Origin of the sequence: Bacillus sp. RC252 (genome assembly GCF_044909215.1) — a bacterium.
In the GTDB taxonomy this organism is placed as follows: domain Bacteria; phylum Bacillota; class Bacilli; order Bacillales; family Bacillaceae_G; genus Bacillus_A; species Bacillus_A mycoides.
Window position 1 is genome coordinate 346,696 of sequence record NZ_JBIYDV010000001.1, and the last position, 17,985, is coordinate 364,680.

The 17,985-nt window shown below is 34.2% G+C and carries 19 protein-coding genes; all 19 read right to left on the bottom strand.

The window, feature by feature from the left end:
- Positions 1-36 precede the first annotated feature (36 nt).
- Positions 37-1,500, bottom strand: a complete 1,464-nt coding sequence (locus ABH960_RS01795) for an O-antigen ligase family protein (RefSeq protein ID WP_404442265.1) — start codon at positions 1,498-1,500, stop codon at positions 37-39.
- 16 nt (positions 1,501-1,516) lie between these two features.
- Positions 1,517-2,638, bottom strand: coding sequence for a glycosyltransferase family 4 protein (locus ABH960_RS01800; RefSeq protein ID WP_404442268.1), 1,122 nt, complete (start codon positions 2,636-2,638; stop codon positions 1,517-1,519).
- On the bottom strand, positions 2,631-3,404 hold the full coding sequence (locus ABH960_RS01805) for a WecB/TagA/CpsF family glycosyltransferase (RefSeq protein WP_404442271.1): 774 nt from the start codon (positions 3,402-3,404) through the stop codon (positions 2,631-2,633). Before ABH960_RS01805 ends, ABH960_RS01800 begins: the two co-directional genes overlap by 8 nt.
- Positions 3,404-4,537, bottom strand: coding sequence for a glycosyltransferase family 4 protein (locus tag ABH960_RS01810; protein ID WP_404442274.1), 1,134 nt, complete (start codon positions 4,535-4,537; stop codon positions 3,404-3,406). The genes ABH960_RS01805 and ABH960_RS01810 overlap by 1 nt, the downstream gene beginning before the upstream one ends.
- A 24-nt stretch (positions 4,538-4,561) precedes the next feature.
- Positions 4,562-5,248 (bottom strand): sugar transferase, encoded by a 687-nt coding sequence (locus ABH960_RS01815; RefSeq protein ID WP_404442277.1) that lies wholly within the window; start codon positions 5,246-5,248, stop codon positions 4,562-4,564.
- Between the two features lie 17 nt (positions 5,249-5,265).
- Complete coding sequence (gene bpsC, locus ABH960_RS01820) at positions 5,266-6,147, bottom strand: UTP--glucose-1-phosphate uridylyltransferase BpsC (protein ID WP_404442280.1); 882 nt, start codon at positions 6,145-6,147, stop codon at positions 5,266-5,268.
- A 244-nt stretch (positions 6,148-6,391) separates the two neighbouring features.
- Entirely contained in the window at positions 6,392-7,159 is a 768-nt protein-coding gene (locus tag ABH960_RS01825) for a tyrosine-protein phosphatase (RefSeq protein WP_404442283.1), read from the bottom strand.
- A gap of 109 nt (positions 7,160-7,268) precedes the next feature.
- Positions 7,269-7,973 carry a CpsD/CapB family tyrosine-protein kinase gene (locus ABH960_RS01830; protein ID WP_404442286.1) on the bottom strand — a complete coding sequence of 235 codons (705 nt, stop codon included), beginning with the start codon at positions 7,971-7,973 and terminating at the stop codon, positions 7,269-7,271.
- On the bottom strand, positions 7,963-8,706 hold the full coding sequence (locus ABH960_RS01835) for a YveK family protein (RefSeq protein WP_404442289.1): 744 nt from the start codon (positions 8,704-8,706) through the stop codon (positions 7,963-7,965). Before ABH960_RS01835 ends, ABH960_RS01830 begins: the two co-directional genes overlap by 11 nt.
- A 261-nt stretch (positions 8,707-8,967) precedes the next feature.
- A complete protein-coding gene (locus ABH960_RS01840; RefSeq protein WP_404442292.1) occupies positions 8,968-9,645 on the bottom strand; it encodes a CpsD/CapB family tyrosine-protein kinase in 678 nt (225 codons plus the stop codon).
- A gap of 365 nt (positions 9,646-10,010) precedes the next feature.
- Positions 10,011-10,445, bottom strand: a complete 435-nt coding sequence (gene fabZ / locus ABH960_RS01845) for a 3-hydroxyacyl-ACP dehydratase FabZ (RefSeq protein WP_000931959.1) — start codon at positions 10,443-10,445, stop codon at positions 10,011-10,013.
- Positions 10,446-10,861: 416 nt separating this feature from the next.
- Complete coding sequence (mreB, locus tag ABH960_RS01850) at positions 10,862-11,863, bottom strand: rod shape-determining protein (RefSeq protein WP_002130035.1); 1,002 nt, start codon at positions 11,861-11,863, stop codon at positions 10,862-10,864.
- A 161-nt stretch (positions 11,864-12,024) separates the two neighbouring features.
- Positions 12,025-12,297 carry a sporulation transcriptional regulator SpoIIID gene (gene spoIIID / locus ABH960_RS01855; RefSeq protein ID WP_002089714.1) on the bottom strand — a complete coding sequence of 91 codons (273 nt, stop codon included), beginning with the start codon at positions 12,295-12,297 and terminating at the stop codon, positions 12,025-12,027.
- Positions 12,298-12,606: 309 nt separating this feature from the next.
- Positions 12,607-12,741: a hypothetical protein gene (locus ABH960_RS01860; RefSeq protein WP_002016211.1), complete on the bottom strand. Its 135-nt coding sequence runs from the start codon at positions 12,739-12,741 to the stop codon at positions 12,607-12,609.
- A 141-nt stretch (positions 12,742-12,882) separates the two neighbouring features.
- The gene (gene spoIIQ / locus ABH960_RS01865; RefSeq protein WP_404442298.1) at positions 12,883-13,806 is read right to left on the bottom strand and encodes a stage II sporulation protein SpoIIQ; all 924 of its coding nucleotides are present in this window, start codon (positions 13,804-13,806) and stop codon (positions 12,883-12,885) included.
- Between the two features lie 162 nt (positions 13,807-13,968).
- Positions 13,969-14,676 carry an ABC transporter permease gene (locus ABH960_RS01870; RefSeq protein WP_061673793.1) on the bottom strand — a complete coding sequence of 236 codons (708 nt, stop codon included), beginning with the start codon at positions 14,674-14,676 and terminating at the stop codon, positions 13,969-13,971.
- A complete protein-coding gene (locus tag ABH960_RS01875) occupies positions 14,676-15,518 on the bottom strand; it encodes an ABC transporter ATP-binding protein (protein WP_404442301.1) in 843 nt (280 codons plus the stop codon). Before ABH960_RS01875 ends, ABH960_RS01870 begins: the two co-directional genes overlap by 1 nt.
- Positions 15,519-15,698: 180 nt before the next feature.
- Entirely contained in the window at positions 15,699-16,706 is a 1,008-nt protein-coding gene (locus tag ABH960_RS01880) for a LytTR family transcriptional regulator DNA-binding domain-containing protein (protein WP_404442304.1), read from the bottom strand.
- Positions 16,707-16,808: 102 nt separating this feature from the next.
- Positions 16,809-17,828 (bottom strand): stage II sporulation protein D, encoded by a 1,020-nt coding sequence (spoIID, locus tag ABH960_RS01885; protein WP_404442307.1) that lies wholly within the window; start codon positions 17,826-17,828, stop codon positions 16,809-16,811.
- Positions 17,829-17,985: the final 157 nt, after the last annotated feature.

The window sequence follows — 17,985 nt, forward strand, 5'->3', positions numbered from 1 at the left end:
ACGCCCAAAATTAAAAAGCGATACATTTTATTAACATTAGTCAAAATGTATCGCTTTTCTACTCTCATTATATATTTTTATAGTTAATACAAATATCAGGATGAACAGGTAGTACAACTGGTTATGTGAAAACGCCCAATCCGAAAAATTATATATGGCAAGGACAATAATTGAAATAAACATTGCTAATGCTTGTAAAGAAATCTCTTCAGTTCCTTTCTTCATTACATTCTTCATTGCCTTCAATTGCATTATTAATAAAACTACAAACGATAACATGTAAAACAGTCCACCTTCAGCCCATAATAATAAATAATAATTATGTACTGGATGAATGTATTTAAATTGATTTGTCCCCATTTTACCTATTGTATCTACATAATTATTTAAACCTACACCAGTAAATGGGGTACTAAAATCTTTGAAAATTACTTGAAATGAAAATAATGATAAATCTAGCCTATCATAATATTGTTTTACAAAATCTGACTGGGCAAATCTTTCATATAAAACATCAAAGAAAAATATACCTACTACAGTAATTGATATACATATTAAAAATAAATTTAATAATCTTTGATATAACTTGTTTCCCTTTTTATTTTTAATATTATTATAATAAAAAAAGAATAGAGTAAGGGTAATTAAAAAGAGTAAAATGGAGGTTCTTGCATTCGTTAAAAGGACCCCGGCAGTTAGCACCACAAAAACTATTCCGTAATAGATCCTTGAAATAAATTTTGATTTTTTATTTAATATCCCTACTAATAACATACTAAGTATTAAAACAAGAAAAATCGCAAAAGTAGACGGATGACCTAATGTACCACTTAAGCCCTGCTCTGTTAAATCTACTCCTTTTCGAAATGGTTCTTGATTTTCTCCTAAAACATGTAAACCAATAGCATCCGATTTTTTTATTTGTATTATCCCCAATAATACTTGCATAATTACGGTTATACTTAGACCTAAGAGCATCGTATTCCAAATTTGCTTTAAATTTAGGCTAAGCACCAGCCAAATAAATATTAATGTAAATATATAGCGCACCATTAAGAAGGAATAGGCTATAATGTTGTCTACAAAAATAATTGATAATAATCCAATTCCTACATGGACATAGAATATTTTAAGAAGTTTACTTTTTTCAATGCTTATAAACTTTTTCTTTATAATAAAACTATAAAAAGCCCATACTAAAATGAGAATATAGAACTGGTTTACTACAATAGCGGAGGGTAAGCCCCCAATACGGTTTGTATTATATAGATTGAATTCTATATTAAATGATGTTAAAACTACAAATACCATAAATATATATCTTTCAAATCCTATTGATTTAACAATAAAAATAGAAAGAAATAACCCTACTATAACTAATAGCATGGCTATCATTATAGTATTAGAAATATATGCAGCTATACAAAATGCTACAGAAAGAATACTCACTAATAAAAAGGTAAGCAAAATATAAATACTATCCCTGCTAATTTGAAACATAATCAATACCTTTCAACTAATTATTATAAAGCTTTTTATATAATTCCGTTACTTTAACAGCTACCAACTCTGTACTAAAAAACTCTTCAACCCTCTGTCTCCCATTTCTCCCTAATAAATCCAAACTTTGCTGACTTAATTCCATAAATTGAATTATAGACTTTGCTAAATGCTCCTCATTATTTGACTCAACTATATCCCCACAGTTACTATTCAAAATAATTTCTGGAGCTCCACCCGAATTTGCTACAATAACAGGTGTTTTCATTGCTAAAGCTTCTATTATTACTCTTCCAAACGGTTCATTATTGGAATAACTAATAAACAAATCTAAAGATTTCATAACATTAGGTATATCTTTTCTTGCCCCTAAAAATTCTACCTTATCTCCTAAATCCAATTCCATTACTAGCCTTTTTAACTCATCTAAATAACCTTTTTCTTTTGTTAAAATCTCATCGCCTACTATAACTATTTTAAATTTACGAGAAGAGTTTTTAATAATTGAGGCCGACTTAATAAGATAATGGAAACCTTTCCATCTATCTATTCTTCCTACCATACCAATTAAAAATGTATCTTTTGAAATTGATAACTCTGATTTTAAGTCACCTTCAATATCCTGTATATTATACAGCTTCAAATCGACTCCGTTATATATTAAATTAACTTTCTTATGTCTAGTATCCTTTGAAAACTGATTACTTACTGCATTAGAAATAGTTATGATTTTATCAGATAACCTAGGCAAAATACTTTTAAACAAAATACTCTCATGTATATCACGAACATGCCAAACAGTTTTTTTCCTAGCCAGTTTGCCTCCTATTAATCCATATATAGCCCCTCTATAAGAATTTGTATGAATAATATCAATATGCTCCTGCTTACAAAATCTACGGATATCTCGGATATCTTTTATGAAACCTTTAAAATTTTTAATACTATCTAATTCCATATTAACTACCCTAACTGAAGGTAGGTTTTCCACCATTTTCTGCAACTCAGAGTTAGGAGGTGTTAACAAATATGGTTGCACCACATTATAATCTAATTCTTTAAGAAGATAGTATAAACTATATTCAGCTCCTCCCATAGCTCTAGCATGATCAACAAAAGCAATTTTAATTTTATTCAAATTTATCAACTCTTTTTCTTTGATAATATATGTAATCTTTAATTACTAAAATAATAAAAGATGAATCATTAATTATATACCTTTTAAACATCCTCTTAGGCTCTTGAAATAATCTATATACCCATTCCAGGCCATATTTTTGATAAAACATAGGCGCGCGTTTCACATTACCAGCCATAAAATCTATAGTAGCCCCAACACCTATATTAATATTTGTATTCAATACATCCTTATATTTTGAAATCCAAAATTCTTGTTTTGGTGCACCTAACGCTACTAATAAGACATTTGCACCACTATTATTTATTTTTTTTATAATTTGTATAGATTTTTCTTCGTCATTTATTTCTTCTTTTTTAGGGCTATAAGAGCCAACTATTTCTACATTGGGATACAGGTTTCTCATCTTTTCCATCGCTAGCTCACCAACACCCTCTGCTGCACCTAAAAGAAACATCTTAAAATTATTTTCTCTAGACGTCTCACACATTTTATAGGCTAAATCTACACCAGTTACCCTTTCCGGCAATTTTTTTTTAAGAATTTTTGAATACCAAACAATAGGCATTCCATCTGCAATTACAATTTCCGCATTTTTCAGTATCTCTGCAAATTTATAATCTTTACTAGCTATGACTATATGATCAACATTAGCAGTATGTAAATGAATCTTTTTATTATCCCTTACAACTTCACCTAAATGGCGGGTTAAATCCTTCAGACTAACCTTCGCAAAATCCACATTAAACATTTTTTCCGTTTTCATTAATTACTCTCCTGAATAATTTCTATTATATTATTTGCATGTTGCATCCAGCTGAATTTTTTAGAATGTTCTATTCCTCTCTGAGATAATCTTTTTTGAAGATTATCATTACTGACTATCCTAAAAATCACCTCTGATATATTTTGAATGTCATTAGGATTAAAATATTCACATGCGTCTCCACCAACTTCTGGTAATGATGCTTGATTTGATGTAGCAACAGGTACCCCCACAGACATAGCTTCTAGTAAAGGTAAGCCGAAACCCTCGTATAAGGATGGAAATACAAAAACCTTTGCTCCTTTTAAAAGAAATGGCAAATGTTCCTCTTCTACATAACCCGTAAAGATAACTTTTTCTGCTATTTCTTCTGGAATAATAAAATCACTATTCCATCCTTTCCTACCAACTATAACTAACTTGCCTTTGTAATTAAATTCATGTACCAATTTCTCAAATGCATAAAATAATGATTGTAAATTCTTCCTCGGCTCCAATGTTCCAATTGCAATTATATAGTCCTTCTCTATACTATATTCCCCCAAAATCCGGTCTTCTTTCTCAAGGTTTAAATTTTTTTGAAATGAAGGGGATACGCCAAGATAATTAACAAAAATTTTATCTGATGGAACTTTTAAAGCCCTACAGATTTCTTGCTTAGAAAACTCAGATACAGTTATAATATTTTTTAGGTTTTTATTTTTTACAGCTTTTTCTATTAAAGGTTTATAATAAAAACGCATCCCCTTTGAGATGGTTTCTGATTTTACCCAGGCTACTGCATCATGAATTATTATCGTAAAAGGAAATTGTTGAATAGCTGGAAAACCCAATGTTGTATAATATACATGCTCTGGTTTTATAGCATTTAAAATTTTAGGCATCCAAATTTGGTCTGTAAGAATTCGATTTGTAAAAGGCGATTCATGTACCTGCACTCCTCGAAAATCTATTTCAGTCTTAAGATTCTTAATAACTTTCAAACCGCCTTTAGCGCATAATATAATAAATTCATTCTGTTCCCTTAGCGCCTCGTTACTAAGAAAGTTTTCTAAAGTTTGAATTGCAACTCTCTCGACCCCTGTGATTTTTTTTTCATTTCTAATAATTGTTAAATCAACAGCAATTTTCATATATATTCTATCCTTTACTAAATACTAGTAAGCATCATTAGGCTTAAACATGATTTTAATAGTTTTTAAGATTATTAAAAAATCGTACTTCAAACTCCTATTTTTTATATATTGCAAGTCCAACTCTACCATTTCTTTAAATCCTAAATTATTTCTTCCACTTACTTGCCAAATTCCTGTACATCCTGGTGTTACCAGTAACCTCTGCTTATCATAGTTTGTATATTCTTCTACTTCACGTAATAAAGGTGGCCTTGGTCCTACAAGACTCATATCACCCTTCAACACATTGATTAATTGCGGCAATTCATCAATGCTTGTTTTACGTATAAATTTACCTATCCTCGTAATCCTTGGATCTTCTTTAATTTTAAACATCGCACCAGAGGCCTCGTTATATTTCAATAATTCATTTAGCTTCTCTTCTGCATTCGTCACCATAGAGCGAAATTTATACATATGGAACTTATCGCCATCTTTCCCGACACGAATTTGTTTGAAAAATACAGATCCTTTCGGGTCTTCATATTTAATTAACGCTGCCACAATAAGGAAAGCAGGAGATAATAAGATTAGACCAAATATTGCCCCAATAAGATCCATGCAACGTTTAGCTACCAAATACCCTTTACGTGCATTTATTTTTTCCTTATTAATTTCTAGCTTTTCTTTTTCTCCTAACTCTTCGCTTGATATTCTTACCAAGGTCAAAACGCTTCCACCTCACTTTATACACATATATTTTCTTTTTTCACAAGTTCATTCATATAACTCATCAATTCTTCTTTTAGTTCCTCATGCTGAAGTGCCATCTCAATTGTAGTCTTAATAAACCCAAACTTCTCTCCAACATCGTAACGTGTTCCTTCAAAATCATACGCAAACACTCGTTGAATTTCATTTAATCGTTGAATCGCATCTGTTAATTGTATTTCTCCACCAGCACCTGTTTGTTGATCCTCAAGGAACATAAAAATTTCTGGTGTTAATACGTAACGACCCATAATTGCTAAATTAGATGGTGCTGTGCCCTCTGCTGGTTTTTCGACAAATTGACGAACTTGATAACGACGATTATTTTGTTCAACTGGATCAATGATACCATAACGATGTGTCTCATTTTCTGGAACCGTTTGTACACCAATAACTGACGATTGTGTACCTTCATATTGATCCATTAATTGACGTAAACACGGTGTTTCCGCTTGGACAATATCATCACCGAGTAAAACTGCGAATGGCTCATTACCAATAAATTTACGTGCACACCATACTGCATGTCCTAAACCTTTTGGTTCTTTTTGCCTTATGTAATGAATATTAATCTTTGATGAAGCTTGTACTTTTTCAAGTACTTCATGCTTTCCTTTTTCAAGTAAGTTTTGTTCTAACTCAAATGAGTGATCAAAATGATCTTCAATTGCACGCTTTCCTTTTCCAGTAACAATAATAATATCTTCAATTCCTGATTCTATCGCTTCTTCTACTATGTATTGAATTGTCGGTTTATCGACGATTGGTAACATTTCTTTCGGCATTGCTTTCGTTGCTGGTAAAAACCTTGTCCCAAGCCCAGCAGCGGGTATAATCGCTTTTCTTACTTTTTTCAAATCCAGTCCCCCAAAAACATTATTTTATCTATATGTAGCAATAACAAAAAACCCTACCTATAGAGTCATATTTATAACTCCATAGGTAGAGTTTCTAAGTATAAATAAACTATGGGCATCTAACCCATCCTCACGTCACACTCCCGACGACAAGCATCTAAGGTAGGTTGAAATATAATTTCTACCCACAGCACGACCGAGTGCCCCCTTTGATAACGGTTAGGAGACATCACCAATTCCTTATTTAGAAAATACCGAACAATTTTTTACGACGAATTTGTTCTGGATCTTCTTTATAAATTGCTTTTCCGCTAATTAATAAATACGGATTTTCTTTTAAGTCGCTCATAACGTTCATTCCGAACTCTTTTTCGATTAACTCGTAGCTTTCTCCTAAATGAAACCCTCTTGATGTCGTGTTATGTGCATCTGATGCGATCATATGTGTTAAATTATGTTCAACAAGTTGTAATGAAAATTTTTTGATTTTTTTACCGAATTTTCCAAGTAAGCTACCTGCTGTCACTTGTGTTAATGCACCTTTATTTACAAGGTTATATAACTTATCTGGTCGCTCAATTAGCTCGGAATTACGCTCTGGGTGAACGATAATTGGAATCATTCCTTTAACACGTAGTTCATATAATAGTTGTTCTGCATAGCGAGGTACATGATTAGATGGAAACTCAATTAATATGTATTTATTTGTTTCGTTTAAAGTAACAATTTTGCCAGCTTCATAGTCTTCTAATAAATCACCATATAACCTGACCTCTTGACCTGGTAAAATTTTCAACTTAATATCATGTTGTTGTAATTCATCATTTAATTGTTTTACTTGATGAATCATAGAAGTACGCTCATTTACATATTTTCCGTTTTGATGATGTGGTGTAGCAACGATTGTATGAATTCCTTCTTGAACAGCTTTTTGTGCCATCGCTAAACTATCTGTTACTGTTTGCGCACCATCATCGATGCCAGGTAAAATGTGACAATGCAAATCAATCATTCTTCTCACCCTTCCTCTCGTATAAAAATCTTTTTTCCTTTGAATATGAGATATATCTCATATTCAAAGGAAAAAAGGAGATATGTTCTCGCCATATCTCACTTTTTAATTAGTTCGCACCGTAGTAATAATATAAGCCATGTTCTCTTTCACGATCGTTCAGAACAACGCCTAACAATTTACCTTTTGCGGATTCTAATAATCCTTTTGCTTTTACCGCTGTTTCTTTTTCTGTCGATTCACTACGAACGACAAGAATAGAAGCATCACATACATTCGCCATAATTTGTGCGTCTGTTACAGCTAAAATTGGCGGTAAATCAAAGATGACTAAATCGTACATACTATATGCTTGCCCAAGAAGTTCTTTCATCGATTTCGAACCTAACAATTCCGCCGGATTTGGTGGGATTGGACCACACGCTAAAAAGTGTAAATTATCAACTAATGTCGTTTGTACACACTTCTCTAACCGTTCACTATGTGTTAATACGTTCGTGAGTCCAAAAATATTATCAACTTGGAACATTTGATGCATCGCTGGTTTACGCATATCTGCATCAATTAATAATACTTTCTTTCCTTGTTGAGCGAAAACAACTGCCATATTCGCTGTCGTTGTCGTTTTCCCTTCACTCGGGTTCGCAGATGTTACCATTAGCGAATGTAAGTTTGTATCAACAGACGCAAATTCAATATTCGTTCGAATATTACGATATTGTTCTGAAATTGGTGATTTCGGTTGTTGATGAGCAACTAGTTGACGACGTTGACGATGATTTTTTTTCTTTTTAAATAAACTATTAAGAACCAATTGTCTGTCCCCTCACTTTTCTTGATGATGGAGCATGTGATTTCACGTTCATTGTTTCTTCATCCATACGAGCCACAATACCTAATACTGGTAAGCCAAGTAAGTTTTCTACATCTTCTTCTTTTTTCACTGTGTTGTCTAAGTATTCTAGTAAGAATGCAAGACCAACTGCAGCCATTAAACCAACAACGAAAGCAATTGCGACATTTAGCATCGGACGTGGTTTAATTGGAGATTGATTTTCCCCAACCTCTGCTTTCGATAATACTGTTACGTTATCGACATTCATAATTTTTGCAACTTCACCTTTAAATACATCCGCAGTTGCATTCGCAATATCACGAGCTACTTTTGGATCTTTATCCTCAGCTGTAACAGAAATGACTTGTGAATCTTTTTCATTTGCAACATTAATCTTTTCTGTTAAAGCTTGTGCAGTCATATTTAAATGTAATTTTTCATTCACTTGGTCTAAGACTACTGGACTTTTAATAATGACCTTATATGTATTCGTTAATTGAATATTTGTTTGAATTTCACCAGCTTGAATCATTGCACCCTCTTGCTTTTTCTGGTTAACAAGAATTTGCGTTGAAGATTGGTAGATTGGTGTCATGAAGAAGAAGCTAATGATAACACTTACAATAGCTGCACCAAAGGCGATTACGAGGATCATTGCTAAACGTTTTTTTAAGATATGAAATAACTCTTTTAGACTAATTGTTTCTTCCATAAGTTCCTCCAACTTTCTAAAATTTACACATAGGAAAAATTATAACATATAAATCTTACATTTTTCATTTTTAATAATTCAGTTCTATATTCGTTCACAAGAAACAAGTTTAATCTTACAAAATAATCTTAAATATGACAACACATTCCAATCATTTTCCAAAATTTTTTATTTTATCATGTTTTTCATGCTGTGTAACTTGATAAAGAATTTTCAGAAAACAATAAAAAGCCAACAAAAATTTTGTTGGCTTTTTATATTTTAGTAATAACCATACTGCTCTTTTTCTTCCTTTTTATCGTTTAAAACGACACCGAGTATTTTGCCAGATGCTTTATCTAATATTTGTTTCGCTTTTACGATCTCATCTTTTTCTGTCTTTTCACTGCGTACAACGAGTACGATTCCATCACATTTGTTCGCAAGTATTTGTGCATCGGTTACCGCAAGGACAGGTGGGGTATCGATTAAAATAATATCGAACATGTTATATGCTTCGAGCAGCGCCTCATCCATCATTCGACTACCTAATAGTTCAGCTGGGTTTGGCGGTATAGGGCCTGATGCCATTACATATACGTTCTCTATATCTGTTTTTTGGATGCATTGCATTAGTTTCGCTTGTCCTAATAATAAGTTCGTTAATCCATTTGAATTATGAATCGCAAATAAGTTTTGAATTGTCGGCTTACGTAAGTCCGCCCCAATTAACAATACTTTTTTCCCTTGTTGACCGAAAACAACTGCTAGATTAGAAATAGTCGTTGTTTTCCCGTCTCCTGGATCTGCTGAAGTGACAATAATAGAACGAATATGGTTATCTACAGATGTAAATTCAATGTTCGTACGAATGTTACGGTATTGTTCTGTAATACGTGATTTAGGCTCTTTATGTGTAATTAATTGTCGTAATGGTTTTCTTTTCTTTCTTCCGAACATGTTCTAGTCTCCTTTTTCAAAATGCGACCTTTTCCCTTTTTCTCTTTTATGCTCGATATGCTACGCCTATTTTTCATTTACTTCTACCGTTAAATTTCCCCATTACTTTCCTCTACAGTTCATCATAACGAATCATAATAACCTTTGTCCTATCTTATAACCTCCATAATGTGACAACGGCATCTCTATCTTTATCGCGCTATCATTCATCTTGATTCCAAGATATTTATAGCGTCATTATATACAAACTCCCATTCATTTACAATTAAAATTCTGATTACTCTGCATTTTAATGTTTCAAACAAAAAATATAGTAATTAAAAAAATCCTTCTGCATATTACAGAAGGATTTTTTTAATTACTATCTATTCTTTCTTATCACCAATTGCAAATGTAATTTCAGCTTCACACGCAACTTCACCATCTACTGTTGCGATTGCTTTTCCTTTTCCGATTGGTCCACGTACGCGCGTCATTTCTACTTCTAAACGAAGTTGATCACCTGGGCGTACTTGTTTTTTGAAGCGGCAGTTGTCGATACCTGCGAAGAAAGCAAGTCTCCCGCGGTTTTCTTCTTTCTTTAATACAGCAACTGCACCAACTTGCGCTAATGCTTCTACAATAAGTACACCAGGCATAACTGCATAATCTGGGAAGTGCCCATTAAAGAACTCCTCGTTTGCAGATACATTTTTAATTCCAACCGCTCTTTTTCCCTCATCCACTTCTAATATTTTATCAACAAGTAAAAATGGATAGCGGTGAGGAATGATTTCTTTAATTTGTTCTATATTTAGCATGTAACAATCGCCCCTTTTGTAATATTGGTCTTACCACTTGGACATATTGTTATTATCCCATTTTGTTTATTATTTGTCATTATAAAGTAACACTTTGCTCTCTATTATAAAAAAATGCACACACTCTATTCCATTAAAATAGTTGCACTTCCCGGCAACTGACACGGAGGTAGAAAAGAGTGTATGCCCAAATTAGGGAAAGGCAATATGTATTTGAACATTTTTTGCCTTAATGTCGTATTCCGAATCATTATATTACATACGTTTTCAAATAAGAAAACATTAAATTTAACTGTATATACGGATATATCACCTTATTTCTTTATTTTCCTCTATTTTTCTTCCGTTTTCGTAAAAAATTAGAATTAAAAAAATCAAAAAAAAGAACTAAGGTTTTCCCTTAGCTCTTTCTCACTTTATTTCAATGCACGACGTGGTAATTTATCGATATTCTCTAACATAATACCTGTACCAATAGCAACACATTGCATTGGGTTTTCAGCGATTAATACTGGTACCTTTAATTCTTCTGCTAGAAGCATGTCGATACCGTGTAATAAAGCTCCACCGCCTGTTAGAATAACACCGCGGTCGATAATGTCCGCAGATAGTTCTGGTGGTGTGCGCTCTAGTACGCCTTTTGCAGCTTGTACAATGATAGCTGCGTCTTCTTTTAGTGCTTCTGTAATCTCTTCAGAGCATACTGTAATTGTACGTGGTAAACCTGTTACCATGTCACGTCCGCGAATTTCAAGCTCTTCACTACGTGCACCTGGGAATACTGTACCAACTTTAATTTTAATATTTTCTGAAGTACGTTCTCCAATTAATAGCTTATACTTACGTTTAACGTAGTTTAAGATTTCCATATCAAACTTATCGCCAGCCATTTTGATAGAGGAAGAGGTAACAATATCACCCATAGAAAGTACGGCAATATCTGTTGTACCTCCACCAATATCAACAACCATGTTTCCGCTTGGCTGGAAGATTTCCATACCAGCACCAACTGCGGCTACTTTTGGTTCTTCTTCTAAAAATACTGTTTTACCACCTGAACGTTCAGCAGCCTCACGAATTGCTTTTTGTTCTACAGATGTGATATTTGTTGGACAGCAAATTAAAATACGAGGTTTTGAAAAGAAGCTCTTCACGTCCAATTTGTTAATGAAATACTTTAACATTGCTTCTGTAATTTCGAAATCTGCGATTACACCATCTTTAAGTGGACGAATTGCCACAATATTACCAGGTGTACGTCCCACCATACTTCTTGCTTCTTCACCTACTGCTAATACTTTTCCACTATTACGATCAATTGCCACAACAGATGGCTCATTTAATACAATACCCTTACCTTTAACATGAATTAATACGTTAGCCGTACCTAGGTCAATTCCGATATCTCGCGCAAACATTCCCGTCATTTCCTCCTCGATATTCAAAATCAGGTTACACCCGAATTCTTTTACACCTAATTTCTGATTTTATCATAAATTTAACAGAAACGTAATATTCGCAAAAAGAATTCTTCTGAAAAATATTACCGAATTCACAAGGAATGTTTGCTATTTTAGATTTATTGGCGCACAGGGTTTTCTGTATCTTCTTTTCGGTACTTTTGCTTTGTTGCTTCTCCACCTCTTAGATGACGAATAGACTTATGATAATCAAGAATTTCTTTCACTTCATTTGCGAGCTCTGGATTAATTTCTGGCAAACGTTCTGTTAAATCTTTATGGACTGTACTCTTTGATACCCCAAACTCCTTTGCGATTACACGCACTGTCTTTCTTGTCTCCACGATATACTTGCCAATCTTGATAGTTCTCTCTTTGATGTAATCGTGCACACCACTCGCCTCCCTAAATTGGATGTGAGAAGTGTGAAATGAGACTCGCTGCATACGACTATGAAGTAAATGTGAGTGCTGTTTGTAAGCGTTAAACATTCTTGGATTTATAATGAAATGATTCACGATTTCTCACCTCAAACACTCTCTTTGCATTGGTTTATACCATTGTATTGCCCGCACTACTGATATATGCTACATGTTCACTATTTTTGCGGACTAAGTTAAGAAAAATTACGTTTTTTTGTGAGAAATACGTTAACGATGACAATTATGGCGAAAAAAAGTGACACCTCTTTATACAAGGTGTCACTCTTCTCTTTCATATTCTTCTTCTAACAACTGATGGTGGGGGACTTCTTTCTTACCGGCAATATAATAATATAAAGCGAATAAAACAAACAATAAAATGATAGCAATCGACAGAACAGATAAAAATGACACAGTATCCCCTCCCTTTTGTAATATATATTCGAGAATCTCGTCATTTTTCCTTGTTATTGCAACTTTTTTCTCGAAATTGATTATTTTTATATAAAAATAAAAAAATCAGCTCTCCTAATGAGAACTGATTTTTTCACTTTATTATTCTTGTGAAGAAGAACCGTTAGATGATTCTGTAGAACCATTCGTTGATTTTTCTTCTTTTTGAGATTTCTCATCTTGTTTACCGTTCGTCTCTTTATCACTAGTCGAGCCGCTTGTTGATTTCTCTTCTTTTTGAGACTTATCTTCTGTTTTACTTTCTGGTTTCGTGCTTGTTGACTTTTCTTCTTTTTGAGATTTGTCATCAGCTTTTTTACCAGAAGCATTTGTCGCCTTTACAGCACCTGCATCAGCTTTAATTTCTGCTACTGATTTATTTAAATAACGCTCAGGGTTCACAGCCACATTGTCTTTACGTACTTCAAAGTGAACGTAAGAACCTGCATCTTTATTCATTGCATTTAGACCTGATTTTCCTAACACTTCACCTTGCGCGACTCTTGCACCTTTTTCTACTTTCACACTGCCTAAGCTTTGATAAGATGCTGCTACACCATTTCCACTATCTACTGTTACAACATAACCAAGAAGTGAATCTTTTTCAGCTTTCGTTACTGTACCACTTAAAGCAGCTGTAACATCGAATTCTTTTCCGTTTTTCGCAGCAATGTCAATTCCTTTATTCGGGGAATATGTGTTGTTATAAAAGACAAGTGCTTTTTCTTGTTCCGCCTCTGATGCTGCATCTTCATAGAATTTCTTCTGTACTACTACTTCTGCATTTGCTGCAGTTGGCATTTTCACTACTTCTGAAGATTTTGTTACTGGTACTGCCGGATCTTCCGTTTGTGTATACGGTGTTGCTTGATCTTGGTTCGGAGCTTTCTTTGGATTAGCTCCCTGGAACCATAGCGCAACCATTAAGATTATCGCTGCACAAGCAATGTATAGTGCCGGAAACACCCATCTTTTTTGAAATAAATGTACTACTTTTTGCGACTTTTTACTATTTCTTCCTCGCATTCCATCATCACCTCAGCAATCATTTTGAACAATATTCACTCATCCTATACAACCTATAACTAATTACTTTTCGACAAATTCTGTAAAAATATGTATAGGAATTGCAAAATTTCCGAGGAAATGATAGAAAAAGGAAAAAACTGAGCGTTTCAGCTCAGTTTTTTAGTCTAGTTGTTTCTTTTTATAAACGATAATACAAAGAATAATAGAAAGTACGCACCAAATTATTATATTTATTAAATCACCACTAACAGTTGATAATCCCTTTCCGTTCATTAGCTTCGGCATTGCATCCGCAAGGTGTTTCGTTGGAAGAAAATCAATCATTTTTTTTACAAAATCATTTTTTAAAAAAACTCCTAATATTGGAGCTAGAAGGAAAATAAATAAGATTGGCATACCTACTACTGATGTTGATGCTGTTGTTTTAGCTATTAATCCAATCGCCGTACCTAACATAAGAAAGAAAAATATACTAATAAGTAAAAATAGCACTATTAATGGAATATTCCCCTTTACTACACCTAAAATTGCGAAGTTACTAAAACAAATTGCAAATGTAATAAGACCTGTTAATGCGCTTTTTCCTAGTAACACTTCTAACGATGATGCTGGTGATAACATCAGCACACGTAGCGTATGCTTTTCTTTTTCTTCTGCAATTAAAGCCGCTTGAACAAAGCTTCCTACCATTGTTAAAGCCATTAAAGTTACCATATTAGATATTTCATCTTTCGGCCCATCCATCTGTCCATAAACAAAAGCAAATATAATTGGAAGTATTGCCATTACAAGTACAGATGCATTTGCTTTAATATCCTGTACCTCTTTCCAAAAAATCGCTGAAAATCTTCTCATCGAAAACGTCATTATAATCCCCTCCCAGTAACTTCAATAAAGATATCGCCTAACGTTGGTTCGTGTGAATGAATAGATAGCAATTCGCCTTTTTTCATCCATTCTGAAATGCGTTTTGCTCCTAATTCATCTTTTTGTACCGTTTCTTTTTGCTTATCTTTTAACACAACTTGTATTTGGTCTTTCGCATATTGCAAGCGAAGGTTTTCTGGTGTATCAAGAGCTACAATTTCTCCGCCGCACAGAAAGGCAATACGGTTACAAAGCGTTTCTGCTTCGTCCATATTGTGAGTCGTTAAGAAAATCGTCGTTCCCTCTTTATTTAAGTCTTTTAAGATTTTATGAATGTTTTGTACGTTTACTGGATCAAGTGCAGATGTTGGTTCATCTAAGAAGAGGATATCTGGTTTGTGAAGGATCGCTCTCGCTAGCGTGACACGCTGCTTCATTCCTTTTGATAATTTTTTCACTTGTGTTTTTTTATCATCCAATAAGTTCACTTGTGCTAACACTTCATCAATTCGTTCTTTTTTGCAATCGTATAAGTCACAAAATAATAGTAAGTTATCATAAATGCTAAGTCTTTCGTATAAGCCGCTATTGTCTGTTAAAATGCCGATTCGTTTGTAATCGATGCTGCTTGGTCCTGTAATGTCTTTCCCCAACACTCTTACCGTTCCAATACTATGAAGCAATTGGGATGTTAATATTTTTACGGTTGTCGTTTTCCCAGATCCACTCGGTCCGAGGAATCCAAAGATTTCTCCTTGCTTTACCTCAATATTTACATTTCGAAGGGCCGTTTTTCCATCGAAACTTTTCATTACATCTTTCATTTCAATTGCCAATGTCATTTCGTCATCCCCTTTGTTTTTCTTTTATAGATGAAATTTGCTTTCGCAAGTTTCGATTTGATTGTTTCGCTTTTCTTGACTCAATCATATGAAAAACAAAGGGTTTACGCAGTAAAATACCAGTAAAAGGAGTATTTTTACTGTTGAATGAATCGTATTTTGAGCTTATCGGAGCATTTTTTATATCCCAATTACACCTTTTAGCTCATCCATTCTTCCTTTTGAAAGTGGGATTGAACTTTTTCTTTCGTCATCCAAAATTAAGCTAAAACTATTCCGAGTCCACGTAATAACTTCTCGTACTCTTTGTAAATTAACGAGGTACGAGCGATGACATCTAAAAAATCCGAATCCTGTTAATCTTGTTTCTAATTCACTTAATGTTAATGCACATACGAAATCTCCTTCGCGCACATGAATATGCGTCACTCCGTTTTGCGTTTCAATGAAATGGATCTCCATCGGATCCAGTAAAATGATTTTATCATTCACTTTCGCTGGAATTCTTTCTAACTTCATTTGCGGAATCATTTGAACTACTTTTTCTTCATCTACTTCTTCAGCTTCTTCTTGCTCTATTTCTACTTTTTTTACACCATCGTTATTTAATATGTATACATCTTCTGTTAACGAAAGAGCGTCTGACAAGAAAGAAGACGTAATAAAAATCGCCTTTCCTTGCTCTTTCATTTTCATAATCGCTTTTCGAATAATAATCGTACTCTCTGTATCTACATTTTGCTCTGGCTCTTCTAAAATAACTAAATCCGGATTATGAATCATAACTCGCCCAAGATGAAGACGGCGTTTCTCTGAAAATGACAATTTTTCTATTTTAACGTTCAACTTGTCTAGGAGACCGACATATTGTACTACTTCTTCCATACTCATGTTGGATTCATAAAGCCCTAATATAAACTTGAAGTACTCCTTCACCTTCAAACGATCGTATGCTTCATCTTTCAAAAAACAAAAACCAATGCGGGAATAATTCTTCTTTCCAATCGCTGTGCCTTCAAATAGTACATTCCCAGTTGAAGCTTCTTCTTCACCGATAATGATGCGGTGCAACACTTTAGCTGTATGGTTATTACACTGCAAAACAACACATTGTCCCTTCTCAACCTCTAGCTCAATTGCCGGTAACTGGTTCGTCTTCCCTAACTGTTTCAACTCCAGTAGCGCCATTCCGTCTCCTCCAAATGTTTTTATCCTATTATACCAAACAATTAATGGAAAATTATGATATTTTAAACAAAAAAGAAGTAGGTATCAGGAAACCCCTGACACCTACTTCTTCACCATCAACTTTCCTTCATAATCATTCATCGTCTTTATTTCAATGCCTTTATAGTAATGAGCGACTATCTCTGTATATTTCTTACCTTCCGCTGCCATACCATTCGCGCCGTACTGGCTCATACCGACGCCGTGACCGAACCCTTTCGTTGTAACGGTGATGTTATCTCCTTCTTGTTTCCACGTAAAGTCTGAGGAGCGTAAGTCTAATTTTTCACGAACTTGTTTTCCTGTTAATGTTTTTCCTTGAAACTCTACATCCTTTACTCGCTTTCCTTCCGTAAGGTCTTTAATATTACCAACCTTTCCGTTTGCTAGTACTTTCACACCGAGACGTTTTTGAAAATCAGCTACTGTGAATTTTTGCTCACTCGTAAATTTTGGAGAGGCTTGATCCCACGGACTATCTACACTCTTTAAGTACGGATAATCATTTCCCCAATAATCAGCTGCATTTTCTGTTCGTCCGTTACTCGTTGAGAAGAAGGATGCTGAAATTGGTTTTCCATCATACGTTAAAACTTGTCCTGCGGTTTTCGAAACGGCTTCCTCAATTTTCTTTAAATTATTTTCGTAGTTATTACCCCATTGTTTCTTCAATTCCTCTTTGCTTTTGTACACTTGATCTTTCACCGTATCTGTCACGTCCGCATTGTTTTTCTTACCTCCGCTTAGCATACGCTGCACTACAAATGTTCTTGCTGCTAATGCCTGCGCCTTTAGCGCCTCTATTTCAAAGCTGGCATTCATCTCAGAAGCTACTACACCGGCCACATACTCCTCCATAGGCAATGTCTCTACCTTCTTCTGCTGATCACGATATACAGCAACTTGAACCGCTGTATCCACTTTCCCTGGAGCTGGTATACTTTCTATCGCTGGAGGAGTTTTAGAAGCTGCTTCTTCCCCTACTTTTGCTTTCGCAAACGGAATAACAAGAGAAGCAGGTACAATGATAACGAGCGCTATTAAGAGCGCTACTGTAATGAAAAGTGGCTTTGAAAATTTCATCCTATTCCCCCAATATAAAGTTGGATTCCTTTCATTCTTATGGAAATACGGGATCTTTTAGAACATACTTGGGGGTATCGTTATAAAGTGAAACTATAATCAGTGGGGTTTTACTGACCGCAAATAGTGGAATAAAACAAAATTTTCTAAATATTTT

Bases quoted from the DNA above. Each gene is read 5' to 3' on its own strand.
- ABH960_RS01795 (WP_404442265.1), bottom strand. From the start codon at position 1,500: ATGTTTCAAATTAGCAGGGATAGTATTTATATTTTGCTTACCTTTTTA.
- ABH960_RS01805 (WP_404442271.1), bottom strand. From the start codon at position 3,404: ATGAAAACGGAAAAAATGTTTAATGTGGATTTTGCGAAGGTTAGTCTG.
- ABH960_RS01810 (WP_404442274.1), bottom strand. From the start codon at position 4,537: ATGAAAATTGCTGTTGATTTAACAATTATTAGAAATGAAAAAAAAATC.
- ABH960_RS01825 (WP_404442283.1), bottom strand. From the start codon at position 7,159: ATGATTGATTTGCATTGTCACATTTTACCTGGCATCGATGATGGTGCG.
- ABH960_RS01835 (WP_404442289.1), bottom strand. From the start codon at position 8,706: ATGGAAGAAACAATTAGTCTAAAAGAGTTATTTCATATCTTAAAAAAA.
- ABH960_RS01840 (WP_404442292.1), bottom strand. From the start codon at position 9,645: ATGTTCGGAAGAAAGAAAAGAAAACCATTACGACAATTAATTACACAT.
- fabZ (WP_000931959.1), bottom strand. From the start codon at position 10,445: ATGCTAAATATAGAACAAATTAAAGAAATCATTCCTCACCGCTATCCA.
- mreB (WP_002130035.1), bottom strand. From the start codon at position 11,863: ATGTTTGCGCGAGATATCGGAATTGACCTAGGTACGGCTAACGTATTA.
- spoIIQ (WP_404442298.1), bottom strand. From the start codon at position 13,806: ATGCGAGGAAGAAATAGTAAAAAGTCGCAAAAAGTAGTACATTTATTT.
- ABH960_RS01870 (WP_061673793.1), bottom strand. From the start codon at position 14,676: ATGACGTTTTCGATGAGAAGATTTTCAGCGATTTTTTGGAAAGAGGTA.
- ABH960_RS01875 (WP_404442301.1), bottom strand. From the start codon at position 15,518: ATGACATTGGCAATTGAAATGAAAGATGTAATGAAAAGTTTCGATGGA.
- ABH960_RS01880 (WP_404442304.1), bottom strand. From the start codon at position 16,706: ATGGCGCTACTGGAGTTGAAACAGTTAGGGAAGACGAACCAGTTACCG.
- spoIID (WP_404442307.1), bottom strand. From the start codon at position 17,828: ATGAAATTTTCAAAGCCACTTTTCATTACAGTAGCGCTCTTAATAGCG.